We start from the raw sequence: 11,483 nt of genomic DNA on the forward strand, positions 1-11,483 counted from the left end.
ACCTTCTCGGTCGCGGGCGCGCAGAACGCGATCACGTCGACATCGCCGAGCACCTGCTCGACGAGGTCGTTCAGGCGCTGCCCGAGCAGGGTGCGCGGGCGATGGATGCCGGGGGTGTCGACCACCACGAGCTGACCGCCGGGGCGGTTGACGATGCCGCGAATCGCCCGTCGGGTCGTCTGCGGCTTCTCGCTCGTGATCGCGACCTTCTCGCCCACGAGGGCGTTGGTCAGCGTGGACTTGCCGACGTTCGGCCGGCCCACGAAGGTCACGAAACCGGATCGGGTGTCGGTCATCTGTCGTTCCTTTCACGCGCCGGGACCTCGTCCTCGGCGTCGTCGTCGGCGGGCTGTTCGCTGCGCTCGACGATCACGGTGGCGATGCCCCGGTTACGACCGCGCGATGCGCCGCCGGTCATCACGAGGCCGGAGTGCTCGGCGGTCGCGCCGGGCTGGGGGATGCGGCCGAGGGCCTTGCCGAGAAGGCCCCCGATCGAGTCGACGTCGTCGTCGTCGAGCTCGAGGCCGAACAGGTCGCCCACCTCGTCGAGCCCGAGGCGGGCGTTGACGCGGTAGCGACCGTCGGGCAGCTCGACGATCTCGGTGTTCGGGGCGTCGTATTCGTCGGCAATCTCACCGACCAGTTCCTCGATGAGGTCTTCGAGGGTCACCAGGCCCGCGACGCCGCCGTACTCGTCCACGACGAGGCAGACGTGCACGGCATCCTTCTTCATCTGCTGCAGCAGGGTCTCGGCCTTCATCGACTCCGGGACGAAGGTGGCCGGTCGTGCGATGCGACGGATCGGGGCGTCGCGCCACCCGGCCTCGTCGCGGAACCCGAACTGCACCAGGTCTTTCAGGTACAGCATGCCGACGATGTCGTCGGCCTCGTCGTCGGCCAGGGGGACGCGCGAGACGCCCTTCTCGAGGAACAGGGCCAGGGCCTCGCGCGAGGTGGCGGCGGCGTCCACGCTCACCATGTCGGTCCGCGGGACCATGACCTCGCGCACGTAGGTGTCGGTGAAGTCGAACACCGAATGGATGAGCTCGCGGTCGTCCTCTTCGATGAGCTCGTTCTCGGCCGCCTCGTCGATGATGCTGAGCAGCTGCTCCTCGGAGGCGAAGGACGTCGACTGCGGGATGCCGGGAGTGACGCGGTTGCCGACGGCGACCAGACCGTGCGCGAGGGGCCCGAGCAGGATGCGCATGCCGCGGATCACCGGGGCGACGCCACGCAGGAGGCCGCGTGCGTGCTGACGGCCGACGGAGCGGGGGCTGGCGCCGACGGCGACGAACGAGATGCCGGTCATGAGCACCGCTGCGGCGCCGACCGCGAGCCCGATGTCGTCGAAGATGAGCATGAAGGATGCCGCGACCAGCACCGCGGCGGTCGTCTCCGCGAGGACGCGGATGAACACCACCGCCGTGAGGTGCGCGCTGGTGTCGTCGGCGATGCGACGCAGGGCGCGGGCGTTCCGGCCCGAGGAACCGAGTTCGAGAAGGTCGGTCCGCGAGGTGACGCCCAGGGCCGCCTCGGACGCCGCCATCAACCCGCCGAAGGCGACGAGCAGCAGGGCGGCGACGAGGAGGAGGGCTTCGGTCATGCCCGACGCTGGCGTTCGACGGCCTGGAAGCCGGCGATCAGCTCGCGCTGCAACCCGAACATCTCGCGTTCCTCATCGGGCTCGGCGTGGTCGAAGCCGAGCAGGTGCAGCAGCCCGTGCGTGGTCAGCAGGATCAGCTCGTCCTGCGTCGAGTGCTTCGCGGCGACCGCCTGCGTCTCGGCGACGGCCGGGCAGAGCACGATGTCGCCGAGCAGACCGGCCGGGGTCGGCGCGTCCTCGGACCCGGGACGCAGTTCGTCCATCGGGAAGCTGAGCACGTCGGTCGGGCCGGGCTCGTCCATCCACTGCACGTGCAGGGACTCCATCGCACCCTCGTCGACGAGCACGATGGCCACGTCGGCGTCGGCACTGACGTGCAGCTCGGCCAGGTTGTACTCCATCAGACGCAGCAGCACCTGCTCATCCACCTGGTGGTCGGACTCGTTGTTGATCTCGATCGTCATGAGCGGTTTCGTCTCGGGAGGTGATCGCGGGGACCGGCGGCACCCGGGCCGCGTCGCTCCGCACGGGTGGCGAATTCGGTTGCCTCGTCGCGCTCGCGTCGGGCGGCGAGGCGCTTCTCGTCGTACTCGCTGTAGGCGTCGACGATGCGGCCGACCAGCGAGTGGCGGACGACGTCGTCGCTGGTCAGGCGCGAGAAGTGGATGTCGTCGATGTCGTCGAGGACGCGCGTGACCAGGCGCAGGCCCGAAGCGCCCTGCGGAAGGTCGACCTGGGTGATGTCGCCGGTGACGACCATGCGCGTGCCGAACCCGAGGCGGGTGAGGAACATCTTCATCTGCTCGGGCGTGGTGTTCTGCGCCTCGTCGAGCACCACGAACGAGTCGTTGAGCGTGCGACCGCGCATGTAGGCCAGAGGGGCGACCTCGATCGTGCCCGTCGCCATGAGCTTGGGGACGATGTCGGGGTCCATCATCTCGTTGAGCGCGTCGTATAGCGGGCGCAGGTAGGGATCGATCTTGTCGGTCAGCGTGCCCGGCAGGAAGCCCAGCCGCTCTCCGGCCTCGACGGCGGGGCGCGTGAGGATGATGCGGTTGACCTCTTTGCGCTGCAGGGCCTGCACGGCCTTGGCCATCGCCAGGTACGTCTTGCCGGTACCGGCCGGACCGATGCCGAACACGATGGTGTTCTCGTCGATCGCGTCGACGTACTCTTTCTGGCCGGCGGTCTTGGGCCGGATGGTCTTGCCACGCGAGGACAGGATCGCCTCGCCCATCACCTCGGACGGACGGGGCCCGCCGTCGGAGCGCAGCATGCGGTTCGAGCTGGACACATCGGCCGGGTCGAGACCGTGCCCCGATCGCGTCATCGACAGCAGCTCGTCGACCAACCCGCGCGCCGCACGTACCGCCGCGGGCGCACCCGAGAGCGTGATCTCGTTGCCGCGCACGTGGACGTCGACGTCGGGGTGCTCCTTCTCGACCACCCGCAGGAGGCGGTCCTGCGGACCGAGCAGCTGCACCATGGCCACGCCATCGACGGCGATCTGCTCGCTGACGGTCTCTTCGGGGGATTCAGCCACCGAGACTCTTTTCGTTCAGGCCGCCCGCGAGGACGTGGGCGTGCACATGGAAGACCGTCTGACCGGCGCCCTCGCCGGTGTTGAAGATCAGGCGGAAGTCGCCGTCGGCGTATTCGGCCGCGACGCTGTTCGCGAGACCGATCACCTCGGTGAGCAGCGCCGGGTCGCCCGCGGCGAGCTCGACGACGGTGCGGTACTGCGGCGTCTTGGGGATGACGAGCAGGTGCACCGGCGCTTGCGGGGCGATGTCGCGGATCGCGAAGGCGTTCTCGGTCTCGGCCACGATCTCGGCGGGGATCTCGCCCTGCAGGATGCGCGTGAAGATCGACGGTTCGCTCATGGCATCCAGTCTAGTGACGGGCTCCGACACCCGGCCGGGCGGGTCACCAGCGCCCGTGCGCCGCAGAGAGCACCGAGATCGCCGCGGCTCCCGCGGTCGAGGTGCGCAGCACCGTGTCGCCCAGCCGCACCGCGCGGGCGCCGGCGGTGGTGAGCGCCTCGAGCTCCTCGGGGGCGATCCCGCCCTCGGGGCCGACCACGAGGACGATGTCGCGATCGTCCGGGGCGGTCGCCTCGGTGAGGCGGATGGATGCCGAAGGCTCCAGCACGAGCACGGTGGCCCCGCCCGCCCGCCGGACGAGGTCGGCGGTGCGCGCCACCGCCTCGACCTCGGGAATCCAGGCGCGGTGAGCCTGCTTGGCTGCCTCGCGCACGATCGTCCGCCACCGCGCGAGACCCTTGTCCGCCTTGGCATCCCACCGCGAGACGCTGCGCGCCGCCTGCCAGGGGACGATCGCGTCGACACCGAGCTCGGTCGCGGCCTGGACGGCGAGCTCGTCGCGGTCGCCCTTGGCCAGGGCCTGCACGAGCACGAACCGCGGAGACGGGGCCGGGCGCTCATCGCGCGCCGTCACCCGAACGTCGACCTGTTTCGGTGTCGCGGCCACTACTACACCCGACAACCAGACGCCACGACCGTCGCCGAGGGTCACCGCCTCGTCGACGCGCACGCGCCGCACCGCCGCGGCGTGGTGAGCCTCGGTTCCCGTCAGGGTAACGGTCGCGCCCGGGTGAGCCGTCCCGGCATCGTCGGTGACGAAGTGCAGCGCCACGATCAGTGCCGGAAGCGGTCGCGGAACTTGCTGAACATGCCCTGCTGATGCTCGGCCAGGCGGGGCTTGGGGGCCTTGGTGCGCTTGGCGAACTCCTCGATGAGGGCGCGCTCCTTGTGGTCGAGGCGCGTCGGGGTGACCACGTGCACGCCGACCTTGAGGTCGCCGCGCTGGCTCCCCCGCAGCGGCGTGATGCCGCGGCCTTTGATGGTCAGGACGTCGCCGGACTGCACCCCCGGGCGCACCTCGAGGTCGACCGAGCCGTCGAGGGATTCGATCGTGGTGGTGGCGCCGAGGATGGCATCCGGCATCGACACCTCGAGGGTCGCGACGAGGTCGTCGCCCTCGCGGCTGAAGGCGTCGTGCGCCTCGACCGTGATCTCGAGGTACAGGTCGCCGTTGGGGCCGCCCGCGGGGCCCACCTCGCCCGAGCCGGGCAGCTGCAGGCGCAGGCCCGACTCGACACCGGCGGGGATGTCGACCGAGACGGTGCGACGGGCGCGGACGCGTCCCTGCCCCTGGCACGTTCCGCAGGGGTACGGGATGGTCGTGCCGTGTCCATGGCAGACGCTGCAGGGCTGGCTGGTGACGACGTTGCCGAGCAGGCTCCGGACCGTGCGCTGCACGTGGCCCGAGCCGTGGCAGATGTCGCACGTCACCTCGCTCGTACCCGGCTGGGTGCACGAGCCCTGGCACGTCTCGCACAGCACGGCCGTGTCGACCTCGAGGTCGCGGTGGGCGCCGAAAACGACGTCGCCGAGCTGCAGGGTGACGCGCACGAGAGCGTCCTGCCCGCGTTCGCGACGGGACCGCGGCCGGGGTCCCCGTCCGCCCCCGCCGCCCTGCGCGCCGCCGAAGAACGTCTCGAAGATGTCGCTGAAGCCGCCGAACCCGGCCGCTCCCCCGCCCCCGAACGGACTCTGGTCCCCGCCCATGTCGTAACGGCGGCGCTGCTCGGGGTCGCTGAGCACGTCGTAGGCGTGGGTCACGAGCTTGAAGCGCTCGGACGCGTCCTCGCCGGGATTGACGTCGGGGTGCAACTGGCGCGCGAGGCGTCGGTAGGCCTTCTTGATGTCTTCGGGGCTGGCGTCGCGTTCGACACCCAGGACCTCGTAGTGGTCAGCCACAATCGCCTTCCTGCCCGCTCACGCGGGGTCGTTCTCGTGGGGGATGCCGTCAGCGCGCGCAGTCGTCGTCTTCGAGCATCCGGGTCAGATAGTGCGCGACGGCGCGGACCGCCGCGAGGTTGGAGGAGTAGTCCATCCGGGTCGGTCCGAGCAGTCCCACACGGGCGCCGCCGGTGGACCCGTCGTACCGGCTCGCGAGCACCGAGGCCTCGATCAGGCCGAAGGGTTCGTTCTCGCGCCCGATGCTGGCCGAAAGGCCCTTGTCGTCGGCCACCATCTCGCTCATGAGGCGGAGCAGGGTGACCTGTTCTTCGATGGCCTCGAGCAGGGGGTAGATGCTGCCGCGGAAATCCGCCTCGCGCTTGGCGAGGGTCGCGGCCCCGGCCATCACGAGACGGTCCTGACGGAACTCCTCGAGCTCTTCGCCGACCACTCGCAGGACGGCGTCGGCGATCGCGTCGAGCACGATCCCGGGCCGGGGGCCGTCGGCGAGGGCATCGGCGACGCGATGCGCGGACTCGGCGACGGCACGCCCGACGATGACGGCGCCCACGCGGGCGCGCAGCTGGGCGATGTCGGCGTCGCTGGGTTCGACCGGCACGAGAGCGATGCGCTGCGACACCCGGCCGGTGTCGGTGACGAGGACGACGAGCACCCGCGGTCCCCCCAGGGCGACCAACTCGACGTGGGTGACGTTCGCGCGAGCGAACGAGGGGTACTGCACGATCGCGACCTGACCGGTCAGTTGCGTGAGTGCGCGGACCGTGCGCGCGAGGAGGTCGTCGAGATCGCCGGCCTCGTCGAGGAACGAGGTGATCGCGCTGCGCTGAGCGGTCGAGAGCGGACGCAGTTCGGCGAGGTGATCGACGAAGACGCGGTAGCCCTTGTCGGTGGGAACGCGTCCCGACGAGGTGTGCGGCGCGACGATGAGGTCTTCGTCCTCGAGCAGCGCCATGTCGTTGCGGATCGTCGCGGCGGACACTCCGAAGGCGTGACGCTCGACGATGGCCTTGCTGCCCACGGGCTCGCGCGTGTCGACGTAGTCCTGCACGATCGCACGCAGCACCTGAAGACCGCGTTCGGACACCATGCGCTGCTCCTCCCGTTTGGCACTCGACTCGACTGAGTGCCAATTCTACGACGAACGTCCGACCCTCGCGCCGAGCGGCTCGCGGATGGGGCGCGGGCCCTTTCGACGCGCCTTCCCCTCGATAAACGCGATGCGTGGCGAGAAACGCGGGCTCGCACCGTTTGTGAGCACGGATGGCGTTCATCGCGGGTATTGGCGTGCGCGCGCTCGTCGCCGCGCCCGCCACCGGACGCAAGCTCCTCACCGCGCCCGCCACCGGACGCAATCTTCTCGCCGCACCGACTCGCAGCCGAGGTGCCGCCGGTCAGGCGGTCAGCGCGCGCACCACGGCGTCCGCGAGCAGGCGTCCGCGCCGGGTGAGGACGATGCGGCCGCGCACGGCATCCGTCCCCTCGATGAGACCGTCGGCGATGAGGGATGCCACGGCCTTGCGCCCCTCCCCCAGGATCTCCGACACGGCGAGGCCCTCGCGGATACGGCTGCGCAGCAGCACCGACTCGAGCCGCCGCGCGGTGTCGTCCGGGCGCTCGCGCGCCGCAGCGGGCGACTCGGACGACGCCAGGCGCTGCGCGTAGGCGGCGGGGTGCTTGACATTCCACCAGCGCAGACCCGCGACGTGGCTGTGCGCGCCGGGGCCGAAACCCCACCAGTCCGTCCCCCGCCAGTAGGCCAGGTTGTGGCGCGAGCGGTGCTCGACGCCGCGCGAGAAGTTGGAGACCTCGTACCAGTCGTATCCGGCGGCGGCCAGCAGGTCGTCGGCCAGTTCGTACATGTCGGCCTGCAGGTCGTCGTCGGGCATCTCGACCGCCCCGGAGCGTATCTGCCGCGCGAGCTTCGTCCCGTCCTCGACGATCAGCGCGTAGGCCGAGATGTGGTCGGGCTCCAGGGCCGTGGCGGTCTCGAGCGAGGCGCGCCAGTCGTCGAGCGACTCCCCCGGCGCCCCGTAGATGAGGTCGACCGAGACGTCCAGGCCCGCCCCCCGGGCAGCGGCGACGGCTGTGGCGACGTTCCTCGGATCGTGCGTGCGATCGAGCGCGGCGAGCACGTGCGGCCGGGCCGACTGCATGCCGATCGACAGTCGCGTGACCCCGGCCGCAGCGAGCGTCCGGACCACGCGATCGTCGACGGTGTCGGGGTTGGCCTCGACCGTGATCTCGGCACCGTCGGCGATCCCGAAGGCCTCGCGCACGGCATCCAGCATGCGGGCGAGATCTCCCGGCGGAAGCAGCGTCGGCGTGCCGCCGCCGAAGAAGACGGTGGGTGCCGCCCGCCGCGCGGACGCGGCATCCATCACCCCGGCGGCCAGTCGCACTTCGGCGGCGAGGGTGTCGGCGAAGTCGTCCTGACGCGCGCCGCGCAGCTCGCCGGCGGTGTAGGTGTTGAAGTCGCAGTACCCGCAGCGGACGCGGCAGAACGGCACGTGCAGGTAGACGCCGAAGTCGGTCGACGCGTCGATCGGGAGGTCGGCGGGCAGGCGACCGTCGACGGGTGCGGGGTCGCCGAGCGGCAGGGGTCCGCCCATCAGGAGGAGTACAGCGGCGAGATCGCACGCAGGTAGCGCGCGAACAGGGCCTTGCGGCGACGGCGCACGCGACCGGTGAACAACCGGTACGTGGGGGCCGTGGGGCGGTCGAAGGCGCGGACGATGAACCAGACCTCGTCGTTCTCTCGCCACTCGATCGAGAACAGCTCTTCGCCGCTGACGATCGAGTGCCCCACGGTGCCGAGGATGAATCCGACGCGGCGCGGCTCCTCGAAGACCGAGATGACGCGCAGCTCGGCGTCGGCGCGGTGGCCGTCGACCTTGCCGTGCAGCCGCACCCCGGTACCCGGGCTGATGAACGGGGTGCCGTCGGCGGCGAAGCGCTGCTCGGCCTCGAGGCGGCTGGGGGCGACGGGCGCGCCCTCGGCGTCGAAACCGACGCCCGAGTAGCCCGCGTTGGAGGCCGGTTTCACGTCGCTGATGCTCAGCTCGCCGACGCGCAGCGGCGCCCACGACAGCAGTAGCTCGGTGGCCGCGGCGAACCGCTCCTCACCGCTGCCGATGCGCCAGGCGTCCTCGGCCGGGATCGAGTTCTCGGGCGGGTACTGCATGAGGTCGTGGGCCTGGGTGGCCCCGACCGCCGCGTAATCGACCGTGTCGTCCGTGAAGTTCTGCCGACGCATGATCTCCAGTCTCGGGGTGGCGGATGGGAAGGAGGTGAGCGCGGCTACTTCTTGGCCTCGACGTCGCCGGACAGAGCGGCGATGAACGCCTCTTGCGGCACCTCGACGCGGCCCACCATCTTCATGCGCTTCTTGCCCTCCTTCTGCTTTTCGAGGAGCTTCCGCTTGCGGGTGATGTCACCGCCGTAGCACTTGGCGAGCACGTCCTTGCGGATCGCGCGGATCGTCTCGCGCGCGATGATGCGGGCACCGATCGCGGCCTGGATAGGCACCTCGAACTGCTGGCGCGGAATGAGCTTGCGCAGACGCTCGGCCATCATCGTGCCGTAGCTGTAGGCCTTCTCGCGGTGCACGATCGAGCTGAACGCGTCGACCTTGTCGCCCTGCAGCAGGATGTCGACCTTGACGAGGTCGGCGGTCTGCGAGCCGGCCGGTTCGTAGTCGAGGCTCGCGTATCCCTGCGTGCGGGACTTGAGGTGGTCGAAGAAGTCGAAGACGATCTCGCCGAGCGGCATGTTGTAGCGCAGCTCGACCCGGTCCTCGCTGAGGTAGTCCATGCCCAGCAGGGTGCCGCGGCGCGACTGGCACAGCTCCATGACGGTGCCCACGTAGTCCTTCGGGAGCAGGATGCCGACCTTGACGATCGGCTCCGACACCGAGGCGACGCGCCCGTCGGGGTATTCGCTGGGGTTGGTGACCGACACCGTCTCACCGGTGTCGGTGGTGACCTCGTACGTCACCGACGGGGCGGTGGTGATGAGGTCGAGGCCGAACTCGCGCGAGAGGCGCTCCGTGATGATCTCGAGGTGCAGGAGGCCCAGGAAGCCGCAGCGGAAGCCGAAGCCCAGGGCGACGGAGGTCTCGGGCTCGTACTGCAGGGAGGCGTCGGAGAGCTTGAGCTTGTCGAGGGCCTCGCGCAGCTCGGCGTAGTCGCTGCCGTCGATCGGATAGATGCCCGAGAACACCATCGGCTTCGGGTCGGTGTAGCCCGCGAGGGCCTCGGTGGCGGGCTTGCGGTGCGTGGTGATCGTGTCGCCGACCTTCGACTGGCGCACGTCCTTCACGCCGGTGATGAGGTAGCCGACCTCGCCGACGCCGAGCCCCTGGGTGGGGATCGGCTCGGGGCTGGAGACGCCGATCTCGAGCGCCTCGTGCGTCGCGCCGGTCGACATCATCTGCAGACGCTCGCGCGGCTGAAGGGCCCCGTCGATCATGCGGACGTAGGTGACCACGCCGCGGTAGGCGTCGTAGACGGAGTCGAAGATCATCGCGCGCGCGGGCGCGTCGGCCACGCCGACGGGGGCGGGGATCTTCTCGACGATGAGGTCGAGGAGCTCCTCGACGCCCATACCGGTCTTGCCGCTGACGCGCAGCACGTCGGCGGGGTCGCCGCCGATGAGACCTGCCAGCTCGGCCGCGTACTTGTCGGGGTCGGCGGCGGGGAGGTCGATCTTGTTCAGCACCGGGATGATCGTCAGATCGTTCTCGAGCGCCAGGTAGAGGTTCGCGAGGGTCTGCGCCTCGATGCCCTGGGCGGCGTCGACGAGCAGGATCGCGCCCTCGCACGCGGCGAGAGAGCGACTCACCTCGTAGGTGAAGTCGACGTGACCGGGGGTGTCGATCATGTTGAGGGCGAACGTGCCGTCGGCGGTGGACCACGGCATGCGCACGGCCTGCGACTTGATCGTGATGCCGCGCTCGCGCTCGATGTCCATGCGGTCGAGGTACTGCGCGCGCATGTCGCGGTCGGCGACGACGCCGGTGATCTGCAGCATGCGGTCGGCCAACGTCGACTTGCCGTGGTCGATGTGGGCGATGATGCAGAAGTTGCGGATCTGCGCCGGCGGGGTGGCGGACGGCTCGAGGGGCTTCAGGGCGCGCGGTGACATGTTCCGTCGATTCTACGGTGGTGCGCCGACATCGCCGTCCCCGATGCCCGGGGTTCCGGCATCCGAGGCTTTCCGCGCGTGCCTCGCTGTCGCGCGCCAGGTCACGTGACCTCGGCGAAACGACACGCCGCGACGCGTGATCTCGACGAGGTCACGTGACCTGGGCGAGGAGCTGACCGTCGCGCCTCTCGGCGCTTCTAGCATGGATGCCATGACGGTCCAGGTCGTGCTCGTGCACGGCATCCGCACGTCGGCGTCGATGTGGCGGGCGCAGGTCACGTACCTCGCCCAGCGCGGCACCCCCGTCACCGCCGTCGACCTTCCGGGGCACGGCACCCGCCGCGGCGAGCGGTTCACCCTCGACGAGGCGTTCGCCACGATCGACCGAGCCGTCAGGGATGCCGCGACGCGCGGGCCCGTGCTGCTGGTGGGGCACTCGATGGGTGGTCTGCTATCGATCGCGTACGTCGGGCGCGAGGAGCCCCCGCCGGTCGCGGCGTTGGTGGCGGCATCCTGCACCTCGCTCCCCCGCGGTGTGGGGCTGGCGGCGTACCGCTTTCTGGCGCGGCGCTTCGACAGCCTGCCCGACCGGGGGCTCGGGCTCACCAACCGCGTGCTCGACCGCACGCTTCCTCCCGAGACGCGCGACGACTTCGGGGCCGGTGGATACGCCTTCGACGCGCAGGACACGGCGCTCGCATCGCTGTCGTCTCTCGATCTGCTCGCGGCGCTGCGCCGCATCAACATCCCGCTGTGGTTCGTCAACGGGCAATGGGATCAGCTGCGCGCCAACGAGAAGCTGTTCACGACCGTGGCCCCGCACGCAGAGCTGATCGTCGTACCCCGCACCACGCACCTGGTCACGGCCATGCGGCCTCGGGTGTTCGACGCGCTGCTGGAGGTGGCGCTCACCACCGTCGAGGCGTCGACCTGTTAGACTCGGCCCTTGGCTT

The 11,483-nt window shown here is 70.3% G+C and carries 12 protein-coding genes; 1 reads left to right on the forward strand and 11 read right to left on the reverse strand.

Translation table 11 applies throughout. The features are described from left to right. The 11 genes from QZ433_RS12115 to lepA all read right to left on the reverse strand — a co-directional run. The coding region (locus tag QZ433_RS12115; RefSeq protein ID WP_295783802.1) for a GTPase at positions 1 to 296 on the reverse strand (296 nt) is incomplete at its 3' end. Then, complete coding sequence (locus QZ433_RS12120) at positions 293 to 1,603, reverse strand: hemolysin family protein (RefSeq protein WP_295783805.1); 1,311 nt, start codon at positions 1,601 to 1,603, stop codon at positions 293 to 295. The genes QZ433_RS12115 and QZ433_RS12120, both read right to left, overlap by 4 nt. After that, complete coding sequence (gene ybeY, locus QZ433_RS12125) at positions 1,600 to 2,067, reverse strand: rRNA maturation RNase YbeY (protein ID WP_295783808.1); 468 nt, start codon at positions 2,065 to 2,067, stop codon at positions 1,600 to 1,602. The genes QZ433_RS12120 and ybeY overlap by 4 nt, the downstream gene beginning before the upstream one ends. Next, positions 2,064 to 3,089 carry a PhoH family protein gene (locus QZ433_RS12130; RefSeq protein ID WP_295783831.1) on the reverse strand — a complete coding sequence of 342 codons (1,026 nt, stop codon included), beginning with the start codon at positions 3,087 to 3,089 and terminating at the stop codon, positions 2,064 to 2,066. Before QZ433_RS12130 ends, ybeY begins: the two co-directional genes overlap by 4 nt. A gap of 49 nt (positions 3,090 to 3,138) precedes the next feature. Further along, a complete protein-coding gene (locus tag QZ433_RS12135; protein WP_295783810.1) occupies positions 3,139 to 3,486 on the reverse strand; it encodes an HIT domain-containing protein in 348 nt (115 codons plus the stop codon). A gap of 43 nt (positions 3,487 to 3,529) precedes the next feature. Next, entirely contained in the window at positions 3,530 to 4,258 is a 729-nt protein-coding gene (locus QZ433_RS12140; protein WP_295783813.1) for a 16S rRNA (uracil(1498)-N(3))-methyltransferase, read from the reverse strand. Between the two features lie 2 nt (positions 4,259 to 4,260). Then, the gene (dnaJ, locus tag QZ433_RS12145) at positions 4,261 to 5,385 is read right to left on the reverse strand and encodes a molecular chaperone DnaJ (RefSeq protein WP_295783815.1); all 1,125 of its coding nucleotides are present in this window, start codon (positions 5,383 to 5,385) and stop codon (positions 4,261 to 4,263) included. Between the two features lie 49 nt (positions 5,386 to 5,434). Beyond that, positions 5,435 to 6,475 carry a heat-inducible transcriptional repressor HrcA gene (gene hrcA, locus QZ433_RS12150; protein ID WP_295783817.1) on the reverse strand — a complete coding sequence of 347 codons (1,041 nt, stop codon included), beginning with the start codon at positions 6,473 to 6,475 and terminating at the stop codon, positions 5,435 to 5,437. Positions 6,476 to 6,779: 304 nt separating this feature from the next. Beyond that, positions 6,780 to 7,997 carry a radical SAM family heme chaperone HemW gene (gene hemW, locus QZ433_RS12155; RefSeq protein WP_295783819.1) on the reverse strand — a complete coding sequence of 406 codons (1,218 nt, stop codon included), beginning with the start codon at positions 7,995 to 7,997 and terminating at the stop codon, positions 6,780 to 6,782. Beyond that, complete coding sequence (locus QZ433_RS12160; RefSeq protein WP_295783825.1) at positions 7,997 to 8,641, reverse strand: DUF1990 family protein; 645 nt, start codon at positions 8,639 to 8,641, stop codon at positions 7,997 to 7,999. Before QZ433_RS12160 ends, hemW begins: the two co-directional genes overlap by 1 nt. A 44-nt stretch (positions 8,642 to 8,685) precedes the next feature. Further along, complete coding sequence (gene lepA / locus QZ433_RS12165; protein ID WP_136585551.1) at positions 8,686 to 10,530, reverse strand: translation elongation factor 4; 1,845 nt, start codon at positions 10,528 to 10,530, stop codon at positions 8,686 to 8,688. A 211-nt stretch (positions 10,531 to 10,741) separates the two neighbouring features. Here lepA and QZ433_RS12170 point away from each other — a divergent pair, with 211 nt between their 5' ends. Beyond that, on the forward strand, positions 10,742 to 11,467 hold the full coding sequence (locus tag QZ433_RS12170) for an alpha/beta hydrolase (RefSeq protein WP_295783828.1): 726 nt from the start codon (positions 10,742 to 10,744) through the stop codon (positions 11,465 to 11,467). Positions 11,468 to 11,483: the final 16 nt, after the last annotated feature.

This window comes from uncultured Microbacterium sp. (assembly GCF_913776565.1).
Lineage (GTDB): Bacteria > Actinomycetota > Actinomycetes > Actinomycetales > Microbacteriaceae > Microbacterium.